26 protein-coding genes are annotated in these 22,685 nt (G+C 41.0%); 16 read left to right on the forward strand and 10 right to left on the reverse strand.

From position 1 onward, the window contains the following. Window positions 1-267 precede the first annotated feature (267 nt). Window positions 268-1,743, forward strand: coding sequence for a potassium/proton antiporter (locus tag K1F36_RS06285; RefSeq protein ID WP_220113038.1), 1,476 nt, complete (start codon window positions 268-270; stop codon window positions 1,741-1,743). Between the two features lie 25 nt (window positions 1,744-1,768). Here the strand turns inward: K1F36_RS06285 and K1F36_RS06290 are convergent, their stop codons facing one another. Together K1F36_RS06290 and K1F36_RS06295 are read right to left on the reverse strand one after the other, a co-directional pair. Continuing rightward, entirely contained in the window at window positions 1,769-2,119 is a 351-nt protein-coding gene (locus K1F36_RS06290) for a tRNA-binding protein (protein WP_220113039.1), read from the reverse strand. Window positions 2,120-2,171: 52 nt separating this feature from the next. Further along, complete coding sequence (locus K1F36_RS06295) at window positions 2,172-2,561, reverse strand: DoxX family protein (protein ID WP_220113040.1); 390 nt, start codon at window positions 2,559-2,561, stop codon at window positions 2,172-2,174. Window positions 2,562-2,717: 156 nt separating this feature from the next. On the opposite strand from K1F36_RS06295, the gene K1F36_RS06300 reads away from it, so the two are divergent. Continuing rightward, window positions 2,718-3,908, forward strand: coding sequence for a TlpA family protein disulfide reductase (locus tag K1F36_RS06300; protein ID WP_220113041.1), 1,191 nt, complete (start codon window positions 2,718-2,720; stop codon window positions 3,906-3,908). A gap of 66 nt (window positions 3,909-3,974) precedes the next feature. Here the strand turns inward: K1F36_RS06300 and K1F36_RS06305 are convergent, their stop codons facing one another. From K1F36_RS06305 to K1F36_RS06330, 6 genes are all read right to left on the reverse strand, one after another. Continuing rightward, window positions 3,975-4,868 (reverse strand): DUF4382 domain-containing protein, encoded by an 894-nt coding sequence (locus K1F36_RS06305; protein ID WP_220113042.1) that lies wholly within the window; start codon window positions 4,866-4,868, stop codon window positions 3,975-3,977. Window positions 4,869-5,011: 143 nt separating this feature from the next. Further along, window positions 5,012-5,959: a TolB-like translocation protein gene (locus tag K1F36_RS06310; RefSeq protein WP_220113043.1), complete on the reverse strand. Its 948-nt coding sequence runs from the start codon at window positions 5,957-5,959 to the stop codon at window positions 5,012-5,014. Window positions 5,960-6,032: 73 nt separating this feature from the next. Then, window positions 6,033-7,091 carry an ACR3 family arsenite efflux transporter gene (gene arsB / locus K1F36_RS06315; protein ID WP_220113044.1) on the reverse strand — a complete coding sequence of 353 codons (1,059 nt, stop codon included), beginning with the start codon at window positions 7,089-7,091 and terminating at the stop codon, window positions 6,033-6,035. After that, a complete protein-coding gene (locus K1F36_RS06320; RefSeq protein ID WP_220113045.1) occupies window positions 7,091-7,708 on the reverse strand; it encodes an arsenate-mycothiol transferase ArsC in 618 nt (205 codons plus the stop codon). Before K1F36_RS06320 ends, arsB begins: the two co-directional genes overlap by 1 nt. 16 nt (window positions 7,709-7,724) lie before the next feature. Then, window positions 7,725-8,192, reverse strand: coding sequence for a DUF6428 family protein (locus K1F36_RS06325; RefSeq protein ID WP_220113046.1), 468 nt, complete (start codon window positions 8,190-8,192; stop codon window positions 7,725-7,727). 48 nt (window positions 8,193-8,240) lie between these two features. Continuing rightward, the gene (locus K1F36_RS06330) at window positions 8,241-8,570 is read right to left on the reverse strand and encodes an ArsR/SmtB family transcription factor (RefSeq protein WP_220113047.1); all 330 of its coding nucleotides are present in this window, start codon (window positions 8,568-8,570) and stop codon (window positions 8,241-8,243) included. A gap of 178 nt (window positions 8,571-8,748) precedes the next feature. Here K1F36_RS06330 and K1F36_RS06335 point away from each other — a divergent pair, with 178 nt between their 5' ends. The 10 genes from K1F36_RS06335 (at window position 8,749) to K1F36_RS06380 (ending at window position 17,209) form a co-directional block, all read left to right on the forward strand. After that, entirely contained in the window at window positions 8,749-9,879 is a 1,131-nt protein-coding gene (locus tag K1F36_RS06335; RefSeq protein ID WP_258538957.1) for a cysteine desulfurase family protein, read from the forward strand. Then, window positions 9,876-11,030, forward strand: a complete 1,155-nt coding sequence (locus K1F36_RS06340; RefSeq protein ID WP_220113049.1) for an XdhC family protein — start codon at window positions 9,876-9,878, stop codon at window positions 11,028-11,030. Before K1F36_RS06335 ends, K1F36_RS06340 begins: the two co-directional genes overlap by 4 nt. Continuing rightward, a complete protein-coding gene (locus tag K1F36_RS06345; protein WP_220113050.1) occupies window positions 11,027-11,632 on the forward strand; it encodes a nucleotidyltransferase family protein in 606 nt (201 codons plus the stop codon). Before K1F36_RS06340 ends, K1F36_RS06345 begins: the two co-directional genes overlap by 4 nt. 87 nt (window positions 11,633-11,719) lie before the next feature. Next, entirely contained in the window at window positions 11,720-11,956 is a 237-nt protein-coding gene (locus K1F36_RS06350; protein ID WP_220113051.1) for a MoaD/ThiS family protein, read from the forward strand. Further along, window positions 11,953-12,966, forward strand: a complete 1,014-nt coding sequence (locus K1F36_RS06355; protein WP_220113052.1) for a HesA/MoeB/ThiF family protein — start codon at window positions 11,953-11,955, stop codon at window positions 12,964-12,966. Before K1F36_RS06350 ends, K1F36_RS06355 begins: the two co-directional genes overlap by 4 nt. Next, window positions 12,959-13,402 (forward strand): molybdenum cofactor biosynthesis protein MoaE, encoded by a 444-nt coding sequence (locus K1F36_RS06360; RefSeq protein WP_220113053.1) that lies wholly within the window; start codon window positions 12,959-12,961, stop codon window positions 13,400-13,402. The genes K1F36_RS06355 and K1F36_RS06360 overlap by 8 nt, the downstream gene beginning before the upstream one ends. Further along, window positions 13,403-14,299 (forward strand): bifunctional molybdenum cofactor biosynthesis protein MoaC/MoaB, encoded by an 897-nt coding sequence (gene moaCB, locus K1F36_RS06365; RefSeq protein WP_220113054.1) that lies wholly within the window; start codon window positions 13,403-13,405, stop codon window positions 14,297-14,299. Continuing rightward, window positions 14,292-15,284 (forward strand): GTP 3',8-cyclase MoaA, encoded by a 993-nt coding sequence (gene moaA / locus K1F36_RS06370; RefSeq protein WP_220113055.1) that lies wholly within the window; start codon window positions 14,292-14,294, stop codon window positions 15,282-15,284. The genes moaCB and moaA overlap by 8 nt, the downstream gene beginning before the upstream one ends. Further along, on the forward strand, window positions 15,284-16,450 hold the full coding sequence (locus tag K1F36_RS06375) for a molybdopterin molybdotransferase MoeA (protein ID WP_220113056.1): 1,167 nt from the start codon (window positions 15,284-15,286) through the stop codon (window positions 16,448-16,450). Before moaA ends, K1F36_RS06375 begins: the two co-directional genes overlap by 1 nt. Before the next feature lie 3 nt (window positions 16,451-16,453). Beyond that, window positions 16,454-17,209, forward strand: coding sequence for a sulfite exporter TauE/SafE family protein (locus K1F36_RS06380; protein WP_220113057.1), 756 nt, complete (start codon window positions 16,454-16,456; stop codon window positions 17,207-17,209). Here the strand turns inward: K1F36_RS06380 and K1F36_RS06385 are convergent. Then, window positions 17,206-17,553, reverse strand: coding sequence for a winged helix-turn-helix domain-containing protein (locus K1F36_RS06385; protein WP_220113058.1), 348 nt, complete (start codon window positions 17,551-17,553; stop codon window positions 17,206-17,208). The genes K1F36_RS06380 and K1F36_RS06385 overlap by 4 nt on opposite strands. Before the next feature lie 417 nt (window positions 17,554-17,970). On the opposite strand from K1F36_RS06385, the gene K1F36_RS06390 reads away from it, so the two are divergent. After that, window positions 17,971-20,064 carry a hypothetical protein gene (locus tag K1F36_RS06390; protein WP_220113059.1) on the forward strand — a complete coding sequence of 698 codons (2,094 nt, stop codon included), beginning with the start codon at window positions 17,971-17,973 and terminating at the stop codon, window positions 20,062-20,064. A gap of 245 nt (window positions 20,065-20,309) precedes the next feature. On the opposite strand, the gene K1F36_RS06395 is transcribed toward K1F36_RS06390, so the two are convergent. Then, window positions 20,310-20,510, reverse strand: coding sequence for a hypothetical protein (locus K1F36_RS06395; RefSeq protein WP_220113060.1), 201 nt, complete (start codon window positions 20,508-20,510; stop codon window positions 20,310-20,312). Window positions 20,511-21,203: 693 nt separating this feature from the next. Between K1F36_RS06395 and K1F36_RS06400 the strand changes: the two genes are divergently transcribed. The 3 genes from K1F36_RS06400 (at window position 21,204) to K1F36_RS20375 (ending at window position 22,278) form a co-directional block, all read left to right on the forward strand. Next, window positions 21,204-21,437, forward strand: coding sequence for an addiction module protein (locus K1F36_RS06400; protein WP_220113061.1), 234 nt, complete (start codon window positions 21,204-21,206; stop codon window positions 21,435-21,437). Between the two features lie 3 nt (window positions 21,438-21,440). After that, window positions 21,441-21,731 carry a type II toxin-antitoxin system RelE/ParE family toxin gene (locus K1F36_RS06405; RefSeq protein ID WP_220113062.1) on the forward strand — a complete coding sequence of 97 codons (291 nt, stop codon included), beginning with the start codon at window positions 21,441-21,443 and terminating at the stop codon, window positions 21,729-21,731. A gap of 331 nt (window positions 21,732-22,062) precedes the next feature. Beyond that, window positions 22,063-22,278 (forward strand): transposase family protein, encoded by a 216-nt coding sequence (locus K1F36_RS20375; protein ID WP_417943821.1) that lies wholly within the window; start codon window positions 22,063-22,065, stop codon window positions 22,276-22,278. Window positions 22,279-22,685: the final 407 nt, after the last annotated feature.

Below are 22,685 nucleotides of genomic sequence, written 5' to 3' on the forward strand. Positions count from 1 at the left end.
GTATTTAACACTGATTTGGTCATAAAAATGCAGTTAAACGTTCTTTTTTGTGTTTTAACAGATTAATTCAAGTTCGGATAAATTAGGCTCAATTAGTTCAAAATCAATATTTCTTATGCTCATTTTGATGGTAATCGTAGTGTTTTCCATCTTCACATATCGCACAAATTGAGTTAACTTCGCTTTTTTGAAAACGTATCCATACTATAAGGAGCTATTCCTTGAATATTTTAAAAACAATTACCTCAAACTAGAAAGCCTGCCTAAATGAATATCACTATTGAAAATATCATCTTAATAGGTTCGGTGCTCCTTTTGATCAGTATTTTAGCGGGCAAAACAAGCTACCGTTTTGGTATTCCTACATTGTTGTTGTTCTTGACCATTGGTATGTTGGCTGGCTCGGATGGTATTGGAGGTATTTATTTTGACAATCCAAAGATTGCTCAGTTCGTTGGTGTTGTTTCCTTGAATTTTATTCTTTTCTCTGGTGGACTAGATACCAACTGGCAGTCGGTTAAGCCTGTATTAAAGGAGGGTATAATGCTTTCAACCATTGGAGTTTCGCTAACTGCGGTAGGTTTAGGGTATTTTGTGTACCTGATCACCGACTTTAGTATATATGAGAGCCTGTTACTGGGTGCCATTGTATCATCCACGGATGCAGCTGCGGTTTTTTCCATACTCAGGGGCAAGAATTTGGCCCTCAAGAAAAATCTTAGGCCAACCTTGGAACTGGAAAGTGGAAGTAACGACCCCATGGCCTATGTGCTTACCATTGCATTTTTGACCTTGGTCCAGTTTCCTGAAAGGAATATTTTATCGGTATTGCCCATGTTTTTTCTACAAATGACATTGGGCGGTGCGGCAGGTTTCCTGTTTGGTAAATTGAGTAAGATAATCATCAATAGGATACAGTTGGACTTTGAAGGACTCTATCCGGTATTGACCATCGCACTGATGTTCATTACATTTTCCGCTACCAATTTTATAGGGGGGAACGGGTTTTTGGCCATTTACATCTGTTCCGTATATCTGGGCAACCAAAACCTGATTCATAAGAAAACCATCATGCGAATGTTTGATGGCCTGGCCTGGCTCATGCAAATAGTGTTGTTCCTTACACTGGGGCTTTTGGTTTTCCCGACCCAGATTGTTCCATTTATTGGAATAGGGCTATTAATCTCCCTATTCTTGATTTTTGTGGCCCGTCCCTTGGCGGTAATGTTTTCCCTTTTGCCATTTAGAATGAAATTGAGACGGAGATTCTATATTTCTTGGGTAGGATTAAGGGGGGCGGTACCTATTGTATTTGCTACATATCCCTTGTTGGCGGGCATAGATAAGGCCAATATTATCTTTAACATTGTATTCTTTGTTTCGATAACCTCCGTATTGATTCAGGGAAGCACCTTGTCCATAGTCGCCAAATGGTTGCATGTGGGCCTGCCTGAGAGTGTCAAACCACTTTCTCCTACGGATGAATTGCTGTCGGAACATCCTAAAGCAATTATGAAAGAGATAATAATCAGTGGGTCATGTCCTGCCACAGGAGAAAAAATCGTGAACTTGAACTTTCCTAAGAAAGCCATTATTGCAATGATCAAGCGTAATGGCAATTACCTTACACCAAATGGATCCACCATAATTGAAGCAAATGATACGTTGGTAGTGCTTACGGACAAACCCGAAATTTTGGACAAAGTCTATGCGTCTCTCTCCATATCCAAAACCGTAGAGTAGACAGGGGAACTAGCTGAATAGTTGTCTATCCGATTCGGGTGCCGTTTTCAATACTTCGTTCCGGTTGCAGCAGGGTAATTTCTTTGTTCTTGCCAATACCTCCAAGAACCAAACATTCGCTCATCATGGTGGCAATTTGCTTAGGAGGGAAGTTGACAACAGCTACAACTTGTTTTCCTATCAGTTCTTCAGGAGTGTATAGATCTGTGATTTGGGCAGAGGTCTTTCTTTTGCCCACAGCACCAAAGTCAATGATCATTTTATAGGCGGGGTTTCTAACTTCTTCAAACACTTCGGCTTCCAATATGGTTCCAATCCGCATTTCTACCTTGGTAAAATCACTCCAAGTTAATTCGTTGGATGTTTTTTCGTCCATTTTCATAATTTGAAGTAAAAATATGATTGTATTGAACAGGGTAGGACTTAATTCAGAACAAATTTTTGACAAATGGTATGTTGGAACGCCGTTGCCAAGCTAAAATCAGGCAGAATAGTAAGGTAACCAGAGCTAAAATAAAAAGAGAACCACCATCATTCCTAACTACTATCCCTAATTTGGTGAGATGTGAAAGTATAGCTCCCAACATAATTCCAACACCCAACAAAGCCCCAAGCCAAGTTGTTTTGGGAACAAGTATCAGAATCGCTACGATCAATTCAATTATTCCCAAGCCTATTCTTCCCCAAGGCTCCATGTTTAGCTGTTTAAATATGTATACGGATTCGGGGGCTGCCGAAAACTTAAAAAATAAGGTCTGTAACAAAATTACGGCGGGGACAATTTTCAGTAGTGCATTTACAATTGATCTTGTATTCATTTTTTTAATTGATTGAATTGGATATTGGTTTGGTCGGGAAACATCTTTGTAAATAACTGAATGGCAATAATTATGTGCGGATTGATATGGAACTCAATTTATTTAAGGTTGATTGAGGTCATAAAACCATCTAAGGAAATGGTTAATTTTACTGATATGAAAAACCTATTGAAATTCTCTTTGCTTTTCCTTTTTTTGATGCAATCCTGCTCCAAGGAAACATGGTTATCCGGAACCATGGATTTGGAGGGTGGTGAAGATTGGAAACCTATGGTATACCTGGTTATTCCCGAAAAATTTGATGCTGTGGCGCAAAGTTTTGTTGGCAAGGTTTTGGATTCGGCTCAAGTTGATGAAGCTGGGAGCTTTGAGTTTAAGAAACCGCCTGAGTTGAAAGCTCCGGTATTGTTGGAGATAGTGGTTCAGCGTAAAGGAGAAAAGTATCCGAATAAGTTGTTGAATGAAAATCCTGAAACGGATAATTACTTTCCGTTTGTGTATGAATCAGGGAAAAGCGTCAGAGTGAATGCTGATATCTCCCAATTTCAAGCCTCTTTTTCGTTGGAAGAGCCTTCGCCCATCAACAGCGAAATACTTTCATTAAGAGATTTACGTTTGGAGGCTTATCGAAAACATTTGAAAGGTCAATCAAAGAATGAAGCTTCAGATGAAGGTTTATTGGAACGGGAAAAGAAACTCCATCAGTATCAAAAGCAATTGATGGACTTTGCAAATGGCACGGAAGAATTCCTCCCGGCTATGGTAGCCCTGCGCTGGGCCAGTCCTGAAGGAAACTATGAGCGTATTGCAGAATTGCTGTACGATCAATCCGAAAAATGGAACAAACGGCACCCGGAGCATCCTTGGGCAAAAGAGTTGGCTTCCATGGCCGACAAGGAAAATTTACCCATTTTGGTAGGAGACCTTGTTCCTGATTTACTGCTTCCAATGGAAGATGGTGAAGCGGTACGGTTACGGGAATTGATTGAAAATCAAAGATTGGTGGTATTGGATGTTTGGGCATCATGGTGTGCGCCATGTAGGTTGGAAAATAGAAAGATTCTGGTTCCCTTATGGGAAAAATACAACGCAGATGGTTTTCAGATTATAGCATATGGTTTGGAAAGTAGCGGAAAAGCTTGGGACAATGCCATAAAAAAAGATGGGGCCAACCGTTGGCTGCACGCTTCACATTTGCAGGGAGACCAAAATCCCTTGATGGATGCACTTCGGTTAAAAACTATTCCGGCCAATTTTTTACTGGACCCAGAGGGTAGGGTGTTGGCAAAAAACTTACATGGACAGGATTTAATCGAATTTGTCGATAATTATATGAAAGAAAGATGATTTCTAACAAAAAAGCCAGGATATATCCTGGCTTTTTCTTCTTTAATTTGTTTGTGTTCGGGGATATTAATTTCCGCCTTCTGTTGTTTCTTCTTCGGTAGCTGCTGGATCTACTTCAAGAATAAAATCTTGGGTTGTAACGTTCGCAGCATTTATTTGTACTTCTAAGGTATCACTTGCAATAAAGCCCTCAAACTCGGAAACCACTTCATAGGTGCCGGCTTCCAGACCTAGAATGGTATAATTACCATCTGGATCAGTAAATGAAGTCGTGTTTAGCGTGTCCGCTGCAAATACGGAAACTTGTGCGCCAAATAGGCCGATTTGAGTTTCTTCTTCAATAGTGCTTACATTTCCTGCAAGTGTACCGGCAGTGGAAAGATTACTGGCCTTGATCACAGGTTTGAAGTTGAAGCCGTTTACATCTAAATTGCCTTTCGCCACAAATGAGCGGCTCACATCAAAATCTAATAGCAAATCGGAAGATAGGCCGCCTACTACGGTAATCCCTGGGTCTATAAATACTTTAATTCCAGATGAGTCACCACTTGGGACTTTTAGATCATAAACAGTTCCATCTGTCAAAACTACATTTACACCCTTAACGTATACGCGAACCTGATCATAGGTGCCAACAGGAACCTCAATTTCAGCCAATTGAAGAGTCAGGCCATTGGTCAGTTCCAATAGGTTTGTTTCTATTTCTTCTTCCATCAAGGTAATGTAGGGGCTTACTGTAAGAGCATCATCATCGTCGTCCTCGGAAACACGACGAGCTTCTACTTTATAAACGGTAACGTTTGCTTCTGCAACTAATTCATAAGGAAAAGGGGCATCAGTGAGTTGCACGGAAAGTGTGCCTGTTCCTTGTGGATTTCCTCCGTTTCCTTCATCATCGGAGCAGCTTACAAAAAATAAGGTCATTACGGCAAATAAACTGCTAAAAATCTTTGTTCTCATAGTATGGGGGTTTTTAAAATTTTTCAGGGCATAATTATCCCTGTGCGATTTCTACCCAATAAACAAGTTGAGCGGAATAAACCCTACTCCAATGACAAGAAAAATTAATTTTATCGATAAAGAGCACTTGTAGAGCCTACAATTTAATTTTTGTAGATAAAGCTAGGAGCCTGTTGAAACTTAAAAGTATCATCGGTCAAAATCTGCATCTCTTTCGTTTCCCAATTCATTAAACCAATATGAAACTGCGATTGTTCGTCGTCAAAAAGTTCAATGGCCAGCAATTTGCCATCGGGACTCCAATCGTGCCACCCTTCGTTTTGCTCGTTTTCCGTTAGTTTCCAAGTTTTGCTTCCATCCAAGCTAACGGCATATAAGCTGTATTTTCCATTTTGCTTGCTTTGGTAAGAAACAAAGTCTTCCGTAGGATGGAGTTTTGGGGCACCCGCCCTGTATTCATATTTACCTGCTGTTGTATCCTTTTCGGGATAATGGGTAAGTTGCTTTCGGTTTTTGCCATCCGCATCAATAATGTAAAGCTCTTCGTCGAAGCCGTTGATTTCTTTACGGACCGTTTTTCCTCCCCTAAAAACGACCTGTTTGCCATCATTTACAAACAAGGGGTCCGCTGCAAAAGGAAGTTTTGTGTCCAATCGATCTATAATTTCACCTTTTTGGTTTAGAACATAAAAGGTTGATTCCGTAATCAGCTTGGGCTTTACGATAAGCTCGGTGCCGTCCTTTCTGCTGCTCATCCAACTATCGGCCAGCTCCAAGTTGTTGACTTTTTGCACATTTTCCCCATCAAAATTGGTCTTGTACAAAAAATAGCAGCGCTTGCAAGCACCCCTATCCGAAATAAAATACAAGGTATCTTTATAAGAGTAGTAGGTCCAATCCACTGGGTATAGGTCTGTAATGTTCTTTTTGTCGGACCCATCGAGGTTCATTGAAAAAATCTCATAGTTCTCAATGTCAAAATCCCTTAAAACATTGTAAACCAAGCCAAGTTCACGTTGGGCATCGTCCTTTTTTGAATTGCAGGACAGTAGTAATGCCAATAATCCAAGAAAAGCTATTCTTCTAGTCATAATGAGTTTAGTTTGTTTGAAATTTTTTGTGCAGTCGAATTTACTAAACTCCATGAATTTTTAAAATGGTGATTTAACCTTGGACTCCTACTTTTTTAGGATTGAAATATTTTTTTCTTAGCCAAAATGAAACTTTGACCAATAAAATTAACGCGGGCACTTCCACCAAAGGACCGATAACCCCTGCAAAAGCTTGACCTGAGTTCAATCCGAAGACTGCAATGGCAACCGCAATGGCGAGTTCAAAATTATTTCCTGTCGCAGTGAAGGCCACAGAAGTGGTTTTGTCATACTCGGCGCCCATCGCTTTTGTAGTGAAGAAACCGATAATGAACATCAAGGCGAAATAAATCAATAAGGGAACTGCAATAATTAAGACATCCATGGGTATTTGCACAATCAACTCACCTTTTAAGGAAAACATGATCACAATGGTAAACAAAAGGGCAATCAAGGTCATGGGAGAAATAGCGGGAATAAACTTTTCAGTGTACCAAGCTTCGCCTTTTAGTTTCACCAGGAATTGACGACTCAAAATCCCCATCAAAAAAGGGATGCCAAGATAAATGGCCACGCTCTCGGCAATCGTCCCAATGGAAATGTCCACAATGGCACCTTCAAACCCAAAATAGGGAGGTAATAGTGTGATGAACAACCACGCATAAAAACTATAGGCAAAAACTTGGAAAATACTGTTCAAGGCCACTAAACCAGCGCCATATTCACTGCTGCCTTCGGCCAAATCGTTCCAAACAAGCACCATGGCAATACAGCGGGCCAAACCAATCAAAATAAGTCCTACCATGTATTCGGGGTAGTCCCTTAGAAAGATGATGGCAAGGACAAACATTAAAATTGGTCCCACAATCCAATTCAGGACAAGGGAAATGGACAGGATCTTGGTGTTTTTGAACACTTTTGGAAGCAAGGAATACCTGACCTTTGCCAAGGGAGGATACATCATCAAAATCAACCCGATGGCAATAGGGATGTTGGTGGTCCCGCTACTGAACGAATTGACGAAATCGGGAAAACTTGGAAAAAAGTAACAAATTCCGACCCCGACGGCCATGGCCACAAAAATCCAAAGAGTAAGATTTTTATCTAAAAAACTGAGTTTCTTGTTTGCCATTACTTCTGATTTTGGGAAAACACATACAACATTTCGGTGGCAATCTGCTTGCTTCGCTCGCTGTATTTTTCTGCCTGTTGAGGCTTGTCATCAAATGCTTTTGGATCTTCGTACATGATCGGAATGCGTTTCTCGGCACCAGGCACAAAGGGGCAACCTTCATCGGCTTGTGAACAGGTCATGATGGCTGCAAAGTCTGTTTTTGGGTTAAAATCATCATCCATTCGTTTGGAAAAACAGATAACAGGATGTTCATTTTCCGAAAACTTGATGCCGTACACAGGGTTTTTTCCTTCGGAAAGCATTCGCACTTCAAAGCCAGTGTTCGCCAAAGTTGAAGCTACCATGGGAAATAGGGCAGTGGCCTCCGTTCCTCCAGAATAGCAGCTCACGTTCCCGACCCCAAAGTGATGGGCCATGGTTTGTGCCCAAATTTGGGATAAATGGCTCCGTCGAGAGTTGTGTGTACAGATAAAATTGAGACGAATCGGCTCTTTTTTAGCCATCTTTCCCTGAATATACTCCACAAGAGGGGACAATGTTTGCTTTCTCTCCGTTGTGATGGATTTTGCATCCAGATTGGAAATGAAACCGTTCAACACTGAATAATGTGACATAAGAACTAGATTTGGGTTAACAGCAGCCGCTACCAGGCGTGCAACATGCTGAGCTTTGCAGTTCGGAAAGTTCTACTTTTGGTTTTTTCGCAGGGACTCCGCATTTATCTTTCGCCAAACAATCCGTTTGCTTGGTGGTGAGCAGAAAGTTGGTGCCATCAAAATCGAGGGCAAACTTCTCAATGGTCTGTCCCTGATACTCCACTTCAACCTCAAAATTGCCGATATCCAATGTTTTTTGGGACAGTTCAATAATGTGCACCAATTTTTCGGGATGAAGTCTGTGGTCATAATCATTGGCGTTCCAAAGCTGAAAGTTGACCACTTCCTCATGGCGAACGGTACCGCCACAATCAATAAAATGCTTTGTGATTTTACCGACTTCGGTCACATGAAAATGATTGGGGACCAACTCCCCGTTGGGCAATTGAAACGCAATGGTATCCAATTGGATCAATGCTGATTTAACATCGTCTAACTTCATAACTATCTCTATTTATTGTAATATTACGATTAATGTGTTCAAATTTTTTTAGCAGCAATCTTTTTGATTGAGGTCTTGGTCCAAAAACTCGGACATAACGGTCTTCATTTTCTTCCAGTTATCGGCATCAATACAATAGCAAACACTGGTGCCTTCAACATTTCCCTTAATCAGCCCCAAATGTTTTAATTCCTTTAAGTGTTGGGAAATGGTAGGTTGAGCCAAACCGATTTCACCCACCAAGTCACCACAAACACAGGCATTCAATTTGTATAAATACTGTAAAATGGCAACGCGTGCAGGGTGGCCCAGAACCTTTGCATACTGTGCAATCTGGTTTTGCTTATCGGTAAATATTTCTGTTTTGGTAAGACCCATCAGTTTGATTTATTCATTGCAATATTACGATTAATAACGTAGCCATCAAAAATTTTCTTCGATTTTATTTCCTAAATGGTTTGAAAAACATAGTTGAATACTGATTCATTCTTATTAAATTGCGTTATGCACACGCAAATATAACGATTGCAATTTGTCACTAAGCGGAAAAATATATTTGGATTATAATGCAACCACACCTGTTGACCCAAAGGTAGTGGAGGCGATGCTGCCGTATTTTACCGAGCATTTTGGCAATGCCAGCAGTGATCATTCTTTTGGGTGGTATGCCGAGGATGCTGTGGAAACGGCGCGAGAACAGGTGGCAAAGCTTGTGAGTTGTAGACCAACGGAACTCACTTTCACCTCGGGTGCTACAGAAGCCGCTAATTTGGCTTTGTTTGGATTTTGCAAAAAGAACAGGGGCAAGGGAAACCATATCATTTCTTGCAAAACGGAGCACAAAGCGGTTCTCGATACATTGGAAGCGTTGGAGTCAGGTGGTTTTGAAGTCACCTATTTGGATGTGGACAGGCAAGGAAATATTGATTTGAACGAGCTTGGGGATACCATAAAGCCCTCCACAATTTTGGTGTGTTTAATGCTGGCCAACAACGAGACAGGTCTGATTCATCCGATAAAAAAAATAACCGAAACAGCACATGCCAGTAATGTACCCGTGATGTCGGACATCACACAAGCCGTCGGGAAAGTTCCAGTAGACGTACAGGATTTGGGAATTGATATCGCTGTTTTCTCTTCACACAAACTTTATGGACCCAAAGGTGTTGGCGCACTTTATTTAAATAAAAACAATAACATTTCCATCAACAAACACCTTTTTGGTGGAAGCCACGAAAAAGGAGCCCGACCAGGTACTTTGAACGTTCCTGGCATTGTTGGTTTTGGAGAGGCTTGCAAACTTTCCCAAAATAGCTTGGAAGAAAATCAGCAAAAATTTAAAAGTCTTCAAAACCAATTGGAGCAAGAACTCTTGACCATAGAGGGGGCAACCATCAATTCCCACGATGAAGCGCGTTTGCCCAATACCACAAATGTATCCTTCAAAGGAGTGGATGGCACCAAGCTACTTCGCTATTTAAATAATTTGGCTGTATCCCGAGGTTCTGCCTGTACCGCCAATCAAGTCAATCCATCCCACGTGTTAAAAGCGATGGGAATTGAAGATGATGTTGCTTTGGCCAGTTTACGGATCAGCACAGGTCGAAATACTACTTCCGAAGATATAGAGAAGGCCGTTACAGAAATAAAAAAAGCCGTAAACCAACTAAAAACCAATTTGGTATGAGAGAGTTGGACGTCATCATATCACGTTATTCAGAGTTGAAAGCACAGCACATTCGCTGTATTTTGGCCACCGTGGTGCACGTTGATGGTTCATCGTATCGCCGCGCAGGCGCGCGAATGTTAGTGGACGAATATGGAAATATCACAGGTGCCATCAGTGGAGGTTGTTTGGAAGGGGATGCGCTCCGAAAAGCACTTTTTGCCTTGGATAGTCAAGAAAATAAACTGGTTACTTACGATACCAGTGATGAGGATGATGCAGTAATCGGTGCACAATTGGGCTGCAATGGCATCATTCAGGTGCTTTTTGAGCCAATGGATTATACTGACGCGAAGAATCCCTGTGAGCTGCTGAGAACCGTTGCCGAACAGGAAGTTCCGATGGCCATTTCCGTGCTTTTTGATTTGGATAAAACCCAAAAACAGCTAGGAACGGTTGTAGTGTCTGATGAAAATCAGGTTGTTTTAGGACAGCAAATCCCTGAAGATTTACAGAAGGCATTATTTTTAAAAGGGAAAGAAACTATTGGTAATGAAGCACCTTGTTTTGCAGAGCTAACAACTAACGCGGAAACGCACTTTGTATTTATACAATGGCATCGACCACCAGTCAAATTGATTTTAGTGGGAGCAGGGAACGATGCGCAGATTCTGGCTCAACAAGCAGCATTGTTGGGTTGGAAGGTAATCATAACTGACGGACGTCCCACCCACGCCAACAAAGAACGTTTTGTGGGGTCTTGCCAAGTGATTGTCACGAAACCCGAAGAAACACTACAAAACATCAAAATTTATCAGCGAACCTGTTTTGTGCTGATGAGCCACAATTATAACTATGATTTGGCTGTCTTGAAGCTATTGCTGGGCAAAACCGAGATACCTTACATTGGTATTCTTGGACCTTTAAAAAAATATGAGCGTATGCTCAACGAGTTGGCTGATGATTGCATCGAAGTGTCAAAAGATGATTTGAACAAAATCCACGCACCCGTAGGATTGGAAATCGGAGCGGAGACACCAGCAGAGATTGGATTGTCCGTTCTCGCAGAAATTCAAAGTGTATTGAAGAATAAAAATGCCCGACCATTAAAGCAGAAAACCGAACCGATTCACGATACAACAGCAAATCAATTCCAAAAAATAAACCTTTGAAGGCAGAAGCAAACATAGCAGTGGTTGTTTTGGCCGCGGGAGGTTCAACTCGTTTGGGACGGCCCAAGCAGCTCGTGGAATTCAAGGGAAAAACACTTTTGGAACATACGATGGACGAAGTTGGTATGCTCGGTTTTCAAAACAAGATTTTAGTGTTGGGCGCAAAGCAAGAAAAAATTCAGGATAAAATTGATTCCAAAGGCTTTAAAGTGGTCGTTAACGGCGATTGGGAGCGAGGAATGGCATCCAGTATCAAAATAGGTTTGGAAGCTGCATTGGCGGAAGAAGCAGGATTGGATTGCGTGTTATTTCTGGTATCCGACCAACCTTTTCTAGAGCGTACTAACTTAATCAAATTGGTGCATACCCAATTAACGAAAAAGCCAAAAGCGACCTATTCCCAATATGGAGAAAATATTGGCGTTCCGGCTATTTTTGGAAAAGCCGCATTTCCGTTGTTGTTGCAATTGGATGGCGACGAAGGAGCCAAAAAACTCTTGCAACTGGATGATTTCAATTTCTGTACGGAGACCTTTAAAAGGGGTGGATTCGATGTGGATACCGAAGAAGACCTTCGGCAATTAAAGAAAATGGAAGTATGAAATGCCCATTAATCAAAGTTGATGTGTCAAACGATATGTTCAGGGGCATTCCATCTGACCGTTCAAAAGCAAATAAAAAAAGAACAGATGAAAGTAACCGTTAAATATTTCGGTTTGGTGGCCGAAGCCGCAGAAAAGTCCGAAGAAGTGATGGAACTCAAAGGACAACTTACCGCTTCGGAGCTAAAAACACAGTGCCTGAACGGACTTTCGATTGTGGATAAAGACTCGGTTCAGATTGCGGTAAATCAAAATTTGGATGATAAAACAACCCTAAAAGATGGGGATGAAGTGGCTTTGTTGCCACCGTTCGCGGGAGGATGAGTAGATACGACAGACAAATAAAACTCAAGGAAGTTGGGCCAGAGGGTCAGGAAAAGCTTCGCAATGCCAAGGTGTTGATTGTTGGTGTTGGAGGATTGGGCTGTCCTGCCGCAATGTATCTGGTCGGCGCAGGAGTGGGTACCATTGGTTTGATGGATCACGATAGGGTCGATAAGTCCAACCTGCATAGGCAAATCCTCTTTCAAGAGTTGGATATTGGGAAACCCAAAGCAATCGTTGCCAAGGAACGTCTGGAAAAACAGAACTCTGACGTACAGTTTGAAGTGTACGAAGAGCCGTTGACGATTGCAAACGCCGAGAAAATTATCAAGCAATACGATATGGTCTTGGATGGTACGGACAACTTTGAAACCAAGTATCTCATCAACGATTCTTGCCTATTGGCCGACAAACCTTGGGTTTTTGCCTCCATTTACAAAAATGAAGGACAATTGTCGGTCTTCAATTATAAGGATGGGCCCACCTATCGCTGTGTGTTTCCGAAAAGTACGAGAGAGAACATCAGTTGTGAGACCACAGGCGTGCTGGGCGTGCTGCCAGGTATTTTGGGCAGCCTTCAAGCTGCTGAAGTTCTTAAAATAATCTTAGGCGCGGGAGAAGTATTGTCAGGCAAGCTAAAGTTGATAAATATGATGCGTGGCAGCGAGCAGACCATCAAAATAAACAAGCGCCCCGAAGAAGTGGACAAAATACGCAAGGAGGGCATAGCCCCTGTTTATATTGATTGCGATTTGAAAAATGCAGAACACTGGTACCTCGATGTTCGGGAAGTGTTCGAGCAGCCCAAACCAAAAGGCAAAAAAGTACTGAACATTCCTTTGAGCGATTTAACATTGCGATATCAAGAAATACCGAACAATCAGAAAGTTTTTGTATTCTGCCAGTCAGGAAAGCGAAGCAAAAACGCCATAGAAATCCTTAAAAATGAATTTGGCTTTCACAACCTTAAAAATGTGGAAGGCGGCATAGAAACAATTATTGATGGATAAAAAGAAACCAAAAAAAGTATTTGTACAAGGAGCGATTCCTCCCGAAAAAATAGCCAATTCGGTGGCCAATCACCAAAGCAAGACCAATATTGGCGCCCATAGTATTTTTTTGGGACAGATCAGGGCCGACGAAGTGGACGGTAAAACCGTAACAGCCATCGATTATACGGCCTATGAGGAAATGGCGGAAAAAGTGTTCCACGAAATTCGGGAGGCGGCTTTTTCCAAGTTCGACATTACCTGTGCCCATATTTACCACAGTTTGGGCAAGGTTCAGGTGGGCGAGCTATGCCTATTTGTGTTTACATCATCGGCACACCGAAAGATTGCGATAGCGGCCACCAACTTTTTTGTAGAGGAAATCAAGGCGAAAGCGCCCGTATTCGGTAAAGAGATTTTTGAGGACGAAACCCATCAATGGAAAGTAAACAAGTAAATGGTAGACATTACACATAAAGTGACCACCTTGCGGGAAGCCACCGCGGAAGCTATCGTGAAAACGAGCAGTCAGGCTACGATTGATGCGATAGAAAACAATGCCGTTCCCAAAGGGAATGTGTTTGAAATGGCCAAGGCAGCCGGGTTGTTGGGCGTCAAAAAAACGCCGGACCTGTTGCCCGATTGCCATCCATTGCCCATCGAATATACCGGAATCGATTATGAAATCGATGGTTTGGACATCATCATTTCGATGACGGTAAAGACCATTTATAAAACAGGGGTGGAGGTAGAGGCGATGCACGGCGCCAGCGTTGTGGCACTTACGATGTACGATATGCTCAAACCGATTGATAAAAACGTAGAAATCAGCACCATTCGTCTCAAATCGAAAAAAGGAGGAAAATCCTCTTTCAAAATCAATTCAGAAGGGTTGACTGCGGATGTTGTTGTTTGTTCCGATACCATTTCCAAAGGAAAAGGCGAGGACAGGGCAGGGGAGGCTATCATCGAGAAATTGAAGGCTTTGGGAGTGGTATCTCAAAAAAGCATTATTCCCGATGAAGCTGAGGAAATCATCAAAAAAGTGGACAGTACCACTGCGGACTTGTTGATTTTCACAGGAGGAACGGGCGTGGGACCCCGAGATGTCACTCCACAGACCTTGGAGCCCTTGTTGGACATCAAACTAAAGGGAGTAGAAGAACAAATGCGTAGCTACGGGCAAAATCGGATGCCATATGCGATGTTCTCGCGTTCCATCGCGGGCATCAAGGACGGCAGAATCATTCTGGCACTGCCGGGTTCCACCAAAGGTGCTGCAGAATCGATGGATGCGATTTTCCCCCACGTGCTGCACGCATTTAAAGTGATAGAAGGAAGAAGACATGATTGACAAAAAACCACAAATAATCGACAATTTCGGTAGGCCACATACCTATCTCCGCATTTCGTTGACGGATAGATGCAACCTGCGATGCTTTTACTGCATGCCCGAAGAAGGAATTGAGCTGATGGAAAAACCCAGCATCATGACGCTGGAGGAAATCATTGAAATGACACGGACATTTCGGGATTTGGGGGTGGATACGGTGCGTTTAACGGGCGGTGAACCTTTGGTTCGGAAGAATTTTGGCTATTTGGTAGAAGAGTTGGCCAAATTGGGCGTAACCCTAAAATTGACCACTAACGGCATTGTGCTCGACAAATACTTGGAACTGTTCGATAAAATCGGGCTTCGCAAGATCAACTTCAGTCTGGATACGCTGGACAAGGCGAAATCGGTGTTCATTACCAAGCGTGATTATTACGAGCGCATTATGCGCAACTTGAACATGGCCTTGGATATGGGTATGGACATCAAGCTCAATATTGTATTGATCAAAGGTGTGAACGACAAGGAAATCAACGATTTTATCGCTTTGACCAAGGATAAGAAGATTACGCCCAAGTTCATTGAGTTTATGCCTTTCAAAGGCAATAAATGGGATTGGAGCAAGGGCGTGTCCAAAGAAGAAATTTTACAGACGGTTGGCGATAAGTTCGGGGAAATAGAAACTTTGCAAAATCCAAAACACAGCACTTCCACCAACTTTAGGGTAAAGGGACACAAAGGCAGTTTTGGCATTGTGAGCACGATTACCAATCCGTTTTGTGATGACTGCAACCGTATTCGTTTGACGGCGGATGGGAAAATGAAAAATTGTCTTTTTGCCACCTCCGAAACCGATTTGTTGACGCCATTTCGTAATGGGGAAAAGATTGAAAGCACCATTTTGGAGGCCATAAAATCCAAAAAGCATTCCAGAGATGGAATGGATGTAAAGATGGATGCCGAACACTACGAGCAAAACCGCTCAATGATTTCAATAGGGGGCTAATGGTTACGATTGAAGAAGCACTTCGCATTATTGAAGATCAAAAAATCACTTTAAACAGGGAAACAAAACCGCTTGAAGCGTCGCTGAGCCATGCCCTTGCCACAAATACGGCATCCCCTTTTGATGTGCCCGAGTTTGACAATTCCGCGATGGACGGATATGCCCTTGGTGGGCTTTATCAAGAGTATCAACTGGTAGGGGAGGTGGCTGCTGGTGATTCCAAGGATATTGTGTTGCAAGATGGCGAGGCCGTTCGCATTTTTACGGGAGCCAAAGTGCCCCAAAATACTTCTGCCGTAATGATGCAGGAGAAAACCTCCGTGAAAGAGCGCACGTTGTTTCTTGATGAGAAGCCCAAAGCAGGACAAAACATCCGTAAAAAAGGTGGTCAGTTGGTCGAAGGACAAGCGGTGTTTGAAAAAGGCCATATGTTGAACCCACCCTCCTTGGCGTTGATGGGCAGTTTGGGGTTGTCAACACTAGAGGTTTTTTCCAAACCGCGAGTCAACATCATCACAACGGGAAATGAACTGGTAAAACCGGGTGAATCCAAAACCGAGGGACAGATCTATGAATCCAACAGCTATGCAATTGCAGGAGCACTGCGGCAATTCGGGTTTCATCACCACCAAAAAATACAGCTACGGGATGATCTTGAGGCTACCAAAGCTGGTGTCGAAACCGCATTGAATTCTTGTGATGTGCTTATTATCTCTGGTGGAATATCCGTGGGCGATTATGATTTCGTGAAGCAATCCCTCGAAGAAAACGGAGTCGATGAATTGTTTTACAAGGTATTTCAAAAACCAGGGAAGCCTTTGTATTTTGGACGAAAGCAAAATCAATTTGTGTTTGCCTTGCCAGGAAACCCAGCATCTTCGCTTACCTGTTTTTATGTATACGTGCTTCCGTTGCTTCAAAAATTATCGGGATATCAGGAATATGGATTGCCCACTTACCAATTTCCTATAAAGCATCCGTATGAAAATCGTTTTGGACGTCCTTCCTTTCTAAAAGCTGCGGTTATAGATGGAAAAGTAGAGGTTTTGGACGGTCAAGGCTCTTCTATGATTCAATCCATGGCCAAAGGGAATGCGCTGGCTTTTGTGGAAGATGGAGAGAAGTTCAAGGAAGGCGACCTGATGAAATGCAAGCTAATTTCCTAATCGATGAGCGTTGAATACCTGCCCATTGTCTTTTTTCTGATTGCGCTCTTCTATAGCTCCGTAGGATTTGGTGGTGGCTCCAGCTATTTGGCGATTTTAAGTCTTTTCTTGACGGATTTTTACGAGATACGCTCCACGGCACTGGTTTTAAATATTTGTGTGGTCACGATTGGAACGCTGTTTTTTATCAAGAATCGCGTATTTAATCTAAAAAAGTTTTGGCCTTTTCTGGCGGCAAGCATCCCAATGGCCTATTTCGGAGCACAGTTACGACTTTCCAAAACTTCTTTTTTTATGGTGTTGGGAATTGCCCTTGTCCTGGCCGGTATTTTTATGCTGCTGCGTTTTGTGAAGAAAAAAATGGATACCTACGAGTTCTCCAACCCCAAAAAACTGCTGTTGGGCGGAAGTATCGGATTGCTATCGGGCGTATCGGGTATCGGCGGAGGTATTTTCTTGTCACCGGTGCTAAACCTTTTAAAATGGGCCAACCCAAGAACCATTGCATCCTTGGCATCCGTTTTTATTTTGGTGAATTCCATTTCGGGTGTCATTGGCCTCAATATGGCAGGAACCTTCAAGTGGAACAATGAATTGATGTTACGATTGGTATTGGCGGTAGTGATTGGAGGAAGTATCGGTTCTTATTTGTCCAACAAAAAATTCAACCTAAAGTTTTTGGGCGTGCTAACCAGTATTTTGGTACTTTACGTGGGCTTTCGATTGATTCTGTTGCACGGTTTTAGTATAAAGATTTAAATCAGTCCCAGCATTTCATCCGCATGTTGCGCTACGGTTTCTTTGATTTTATCGTTCATTTGGATGAAAGAGGAAAGCACTTTTTTACCGGTCTCGGTTAATTCGGCACCTCCGCCTTGGGCCCCACCTTTGTGAAGTTCCACGTAAGGTTGCTGCCCCCGTTGATTCATATCTTCCACCATGGACCAAGCTTTGCGGTAGGACATGCCCATTTCCTTGGCCGCTTTGGACAGGGAACCATTTTTATCGATCATCATCAATAATTGAGCGCGTCCAGGACCAAAAAACTTCTTTCCCTCAATATCTATCCAGCAACGTATTTTTAGTTCTTTTTCGCTTTTCATCACGGTTAAAGTTAAGCATCTATACGGTAAATAGAATATTCACTCCAAATAAAAAATATAGGATAATGTTGTTCTTATTTAAACAAAACGTATTGCATCATTTTTTTTCGAATGATGTTTAACTATTTGGTATCCAACGGTAATGTCTTACCTTTATTTACAGTGTACCGTATTCAAAACATAGTTATATCCCTTCTTTTTTTTATTCTGTCAATTGTTGCCCTTGCACAGGAACGGGCAGCCAAAGGGACAGAAGATCTGCATTTACTTGAAAATATCCACCTACAATTGAATAAAACGGCCTTTTTAAAGGGAGAGCACATATGGTTCAAGGCATATGTTCAAAATCAGAATCAACATTTACCATCCTTGGCCACGAAAAACCTACATGTAGGAGTTTTTTCAAAAGATGGAAACATGCTAACAAAAAAGATGTTTTTAGTACGCAATGGTGTTTCTTTTGGTGATTTTAAAGTTGATTCAACTTTTATTGAGGATTCGTATACCATAATGGCCTGGACCAACTACATGAAGAATTTTGAGTTTACTACTCCTTTTCTTCAAAATATAGAAATCATTGGAGTAGGGGAACAATCAGAATCAAAGAACAAAGGTGGCATCACTGTTTTAGTTTATCCCGAAGGGCAACAAATTGTAGCGAACACATACAATAATGTCGGCTTTAAGATTTTTAACCCAGCCTTACAACCAATAAATGCCAAAAAAATACAACTGATTACGGGAAAAGGTGAACGAATACAATCTAACATTCAAACAAACCAATTAGGGCAAGGTAGATTTGGTTTTTTTGCCGACCCAACCGAAACCTATTTTTTGAAATTACAAAATACAAACGGTCTTTGGATTACCAAGGAGCTCGAAGTTAAACCACACCATGGAATAGGAATAAACATCGATAATACAGCAAAGGATGTTGTTGTACTAAACCCCAAACGGTCTAAATCTATTTTAAATAACGAGAAATTTTCTATGGCTATTTATAACCATGTAAACGGAAATTATGTTTATCGTTATGAGTTTAATGGAGATAGTGGTCCCATTTCCATAAATCGCAATCAAATCCCTGGCGGAATCAATACAGCGGTGATTTTGGATGAAACTATGAGACCCATTTCACAACGTATGTTCTTTAATAGACAAAATTTGAAGGAAAGGGTAGGTTCTGTAAATGTAAGCTATTGTTTAAACAAAGCTCAAGATTCCTTACAGATAGATATGATACTTCCTCAAGGGCATCAAATGGCCAATTTAAGTTTGTCGGTTTTACCCGCTGAATCAAATGCAAACTTCCCTGATAATTCCATAGCCTCTTCTTTTTTGATTCAGCCTTATCTCCATAAACATATTGAAGGCCGCTATTTTTTTGGTGGCAATAAACGTTCAAGGGATTATCAAATGGACACCAGATTACTTATGGAGAGGACCGAAAGGTTTGACCAGTATATCAGAGCAGGAAATGCTAAAAATAGCACTTACAAACATGAAGAGGACATTGCTTTCAACGGTAAGATTTTGGATGCCGACCTCGAAAACGAAAAACAAGTTTCGTTGTTTTCCCAAGCATTGGGTACAGTCAATTTTTTTGAGCTCTCAACCAACAAAAATTTTGAAGGAAACCTGCCTTTGTTTGAGGGGGATTCCATAATGATCAGCGTACTGAACCACAAAGGAAAACTTAGAAAACCAAAAGCGGAACTCTATTTTGATGATAACAATGCAGATACTTTTGATTATACCAAATGGTTGAGCAAAGCGGGTCGGTTTAAATCAGGGGTTTCGCAATTAAGAATGAATGAAAGTTTTAATCTTACGGATGGAATCATATCTCTGGACGAAGTGGTAGTTTCGGAAAGAGCAAAGGAGACTACAAAGTTTCAAATAACTCCTGAAATTCAAATGAGAATCATTGATAAAACAACCGTGAAACGGTATCCAAGTTTTACAAGCTACATACGAAAATTGGGGTTTCAAACACGTCTCAACAGAAAAGCAGGAGGTATTAATGTTTATGTTCCCGATCCTCCTTACCTAGCCCGAGTGCCTGTTTTAATAGAAGGACTTCCGGTTGATTCGGGACAACTTATGTCCATGCCCCTTTCCATGGTAAAATCGATGGTTTATAATAGGTATGTAACTCCTCATCAAGGGTCATTTATTTCTTTGTCGTTACGGTCTGATTATGATGGATTATATGGTAGGGATAAGTTCACAAGTATTGCTGTACCAAAAGGATTCAGTAGGGCACAAGCCTATTTTGCTCCAAATTACCCAGATTATGGTTCATCGTTATATCAAAGATATGGAGCCATTTGGTGGGAAAGTCAATTTGAGATACACTCAGATGTCCCATATTCAATTACAGTTCCTTTAAATGAACAACGGGAGGTAAAGGTTATAATTGAAGGAATGTCCTCCAATGGTTTTTTATATTATACAGAACAAAACTGCAGTCCTTTTGAAACCAATTATTCATCCAATCAACAAGAATAATTCCGTAATGAATTGTTTTCAACGACATCATTAAAAATAAAAACCCGCAACATTGGTTGCGAGCTTTTTTGCGGAGGGAAGAGGGTCTTTTTCGAATTGGAAAAACTCAGTGTTTTTAGGAGTTTTGACAGGAGTAAAATTTTGCCGCCACCGAAAGGGGCTCTAGTTTAACTAAAATTTAACAAATAAAGGTCAAAATCAACCAATAAGAAGCAAATAATGCATCGTTTAGTTATGAAACTCATTTAAACTTTTTTGATTTGAAATTTTTCAGGGACAATACGATAAAAAGTGAGGTAGTTGAATCCTTTCCAGCTCTCAATGGTTGTATAGAATCTGTTGAGCAACGGGCGGAAGCTGTCCATCGAAGCATTGGTCCTTTCCACGGCATATCTCTGGTCATAAAATAGTGGACGGGACTCGAACTTTATACAAAAAAAGCCCATTTTTCAGGGTCTCCGAGAGGATCATTTTTGAGGGGCACCGAATTGCTCACCTTTTAACAAATTTTAACCTTTTTAACATTAAAAATGATGGATTTTGACCTAAAATAGAGGTTTGGTTTCAACATTGATAAAAATGCCGATTTTGTATTATAGATAAGTATTATGTGGTCCATTTCTTGGAATAGATTTTTCATCCTTTTTTTTTGGACCTTAAAAGGTATTTTTTAGCTTATTATTTTTCCAAAATACCACTTAGATTTACATGTAACTTTTTTATGGAAAAAAACCGGTAATCATTAGGGCCATTCTGTCCGCAAAAAAAATTGAGCTACAGGTATAAACATTGGCATTGCGCTAATGATAAGGTAAATGGTATGTTTGAGTGCATGATTTCTTATATTTTTTTTAAAGAAGGTTTTTGTCGATTAATAGAAGTTCTACTTGTCACCGTTTAAAACTTTAAATTCTTTGGGCAAGAACAGACCTTCCAAAGGATTTCAAAAAGCTTCATAAATCAAGCCGAAATTAGCCTTTCTGGCCTTCAGGACTTCAATAGTTCCTTAATTTGGACTTGCAATAAAAAATTGGGTACTTAATTAGAAGTATAGCCGATGTCTTATTGGTTATACATTTGAAAAAACAGTCCCTATGGAATAGAATTTGTACCTTTATTCTAAGAAAAAAGAAGCTATCATGGCAACAATCGATTTAAGGAAAACGGTCAAGGAGTACGTGGACACTGCGGACATAAGACTTTTAAAAATGATAAAGGCACTGGCCGAAAGCTACCAAAAGGACGAGCAAGAACTTACCTTGGACGAAGAGCAATACCAAATGATGGACAGGCGAAGGGAAGCGCATTTAAAAGGCGATAGCAAATCACTTACTTGGGAAGAGGTTAAAAATAATGCAAGAAACGCCAGCTAGTAAATGACCTATATTTTGGAGATCAAGGATGAGGCCAACCGGGAAATCATAGAGGCCTATCTTTATTATCAAGAAAAACGAACAGGACTGGGCGAGGAATTCTTGGAACATTTGGACGGTTATTTTGAGAGGATTGTAGCGAACCCGAAACACTTTCCTCAAAAGCGGAAACCTTTCCGGGAAGCATTCATAAAACGTTTTCCGTTTCTAATTGTTTACGAGATCACAAAAAACAAGATAATTGTATACTCCGTGTTCAACACTTGGCAAAATCCGGAGAAGAAGAAAAAATAGTTCTCCAAAACAAATCATATTTTTTTAATTACTCAAAACTCCTTGTCTTTTGTTCCGTTCTCTGCATGGATGAGATGGATAATGGGAGTCCTTGAAAAAGGCAAATTTAAACCATCTTGTTTACGGTTTTATAGGAATGTGAACCAATGTGGAAACACCGGACATAGTGGTTCTTCGTCATATTTGGGGAAATCCATGCATTAGGGCTTTAGATTTAATGTATTGATGTTCAGTAATTTAAATACGTTTATCCTTTGTTTTATAGGGCGATATTTATTATCTTTAAGTAGCTAACAAACAACTACTTATGACCGTAAAACAACTGATCGGCATGCCTGGGCTAATTGTAAATAATATTGATTGCTCCCATTCCCTGGTTAAAATATATGCATCAATAAAAGCCAAACGGGCAAAGTGTCCCGTTTGTGAAAAACACAGCAATAAAATCCATGATCGTTATACCAGAACAATATCAGATTTCCCGGTATTTCAAAACAAGACCACTATCTTCCTAAAAACACGCAAATTCAAATGTCAGAATGGATAGGACGGTCAATGTATACCACCTGAGACGGACCAAATTGAGCAGTGCAAATCAAGTGCACGAGATTGACTCATTTTGAGAGCTTAAGTTAACGTTCATTTTTTAATTTTTCTCTCTCATTGATTCCTCTTTTATGTCGACTTTGTGCACTGTATGGACCAACGGTCGAATATGGCATCGGCCAGCGTTCTCTCCAACCCTGTTGCTTGCAAGAAATAGGATCGGTATTTTAAGAACTGTACTAGCTAAAATGATTTGACCTTTTTGGGAATTGAAAAACTGTTTTAACTAAAGGTACATAGTTTTTTGTGCCAGGGAATCAGCACAAAACACATATCATATCCCCAAAAAGATAGGTTTCGTCCCAACATAAGGGGTATTGGCACCAAAGATGGGCAACGGTGCCCGAG

Source organism: Flagellimonas abyssi, from assembly GCF_019457905.1.
GTDB lineage: Bacteria > Bacteroidota > Bacteroidia > Flavobacteriales > Flavobacteriaceae > Flagellimonas > Flagellimonas abyssi.

Coding starts and splice junctions, on each gene's coding strand:
- K1F36_RS06355 (WP_220113052.1), top strand. CDS start 11,953: ATGAGTAGATACGACAGACAAATAAAACTCAAGGAAGTTGGGCCAGAG.
- K1F36_RS06380 (WP_220113057.1), top strand. CDS start 16,454: ATGAGCGTTGAATACCTGCCCATTGTCTTTTTTCTGATTGCGCTCTTC.
- K1F36_RS06375 (WP_220113056.1), top strand. CDS start 15,284: ATGGTTACGATTGAAGAAGCACTTCGCATTATTGAAGATCAAAAAATC.
- K1F36_RS06395 (WP_220113060.1), bottom strand. CDS start 20,510: ATGGGCTTTTTTTGTATAAAGTTCGAGTCCCGTCCACTATTTTATGAC.
- K1F36_RS06300 (WP_220113041.1), top strand. CDS start 2,718: ATGAAAAACCTATTGAAATTCTCTTTGCTTTTCCTTTTTTTGATGCAA.
- K1F36_RS06330 (WP_220113047.1), bottom strand. CDS start 8,570: ATGGGTCTTACCAAAACAGAAATATTTACCGATAAGCAAAACCAGATT.
- K1F36_RS06390 (WP_220113059.1), top strand. CDS start 17,971: ATGCTAACAAAAAAGATGTTTTTAGTACGCAATGGTGTTTCTTTTGGT.
- K1F36_RS06400 (WP_220113061.1), top strand. CDS start 21,204: ATGGCAACAATCGATTTAAGGAAAACGGTCAAGGAGTACGTGGACACT.
- K1F36_RS06340 (WP_220113049.1), top strand. CDS start 9,876: ATGAGAGAGTTGGACGTCATCATATCACGTTATTCAGAGTTGAAAGCA.
- K1F36_RS06325 (WP_220113046.1), bottom strand. CDS start 8,192: ATGAAGTTAGACGATGTTAAATCAGCATTGATCCAATTGGATACCATT.
- K1F36_RS06385 (WP_220113058.1), bottom strand. CDS start 17,553: ATGAAAAGCGAAAAAGAACTAAAAATACGTTGCTGGATAGATATTGAG.
- moaA (WP_220113055.1), top strand. CDS start 14,292: ATGATTGACAAAAAACCACAAATAATCGACAATTTCGGTAGGCCACAT.
- K1F36_RS06290 (WP_220113039.1), bottom strand. CDS start 2,119: ATGGACGAAAAAACATCCAACGAATTAACTTGGAGTGATTTTACCAAG.
- K1F36_RS06320 (WP_220113045.1), bottom strand. CDS start 7,708: ATGTCACATTATTCAGTGTTGAACGGTTTCATTTCCAATCTGGATGCA.
- K1F36_RS06295 (WP_220113040.1), bottom strand. CDS start 2,561: ATGAATACAAGATCAATTGTAAATGCACTACTGAAAATTGTCCCCGCC.
- moaCB (WP_220113054.1), top strand. CDS start 13,403: ATGGTAGACATTACACATAAAGTGACCACCTTGCGGGAAGCCACCGCG.
- K1F36_RS20375 (WP_417943821.1), top strand. CDS start 22,063: ATGCCTGGGCTAATTGTAAATAATATTGATTGCTCCCATTCCCTGGTT.
- K1F36_RS06285 (WP_220113038.1), top strand. CDS start 268: ATGAATATCACTATTGAAAATATCATCTTAATAGGTTCGGTGCTCCTT.
- K1F36_RS06310 (WP_220113043.1), bottom strand. CDS start 5,959: ATGACTAGAAGAATAGCTTTTCTTGGATTATTGGCATTACTACTGTCC.
- K1F36_RS06405 (WP_220113062.1), top strand. CDS start 21,441: ATGACCTATATTTTGGAGATCAAGGATGAGGCCAACCGGGAAATCATA.
- K1F36_RS06305 (WP_220113042.1), bottom strand. CDS start 4,868: ATGAGAACAAAGATTTTTAGCAGTTTATTTGCCGTAATGACCTTATTT.
- K1F36_RS06360 (WP_220113053.1), top strand. CDS start 12,959: ATGGATAAAAAGAAACCAAAAAAAGTATTTGTACAAGGAGCGATTCCT.
- arsB (WP_220113044.1), bottom strand. CDS start 7,091: ATGGCAAACAAGAAACTCAGTTTTTTAGATAAAAATCTTACTCTTTGG.
- K1F36_RS06350 (WP_220113051.1), top strand. CDS start 11,720: ATGAAAGTAACCGTTAAATATTTCGGTTTGGTGGCCGAAGCCGCAGAA.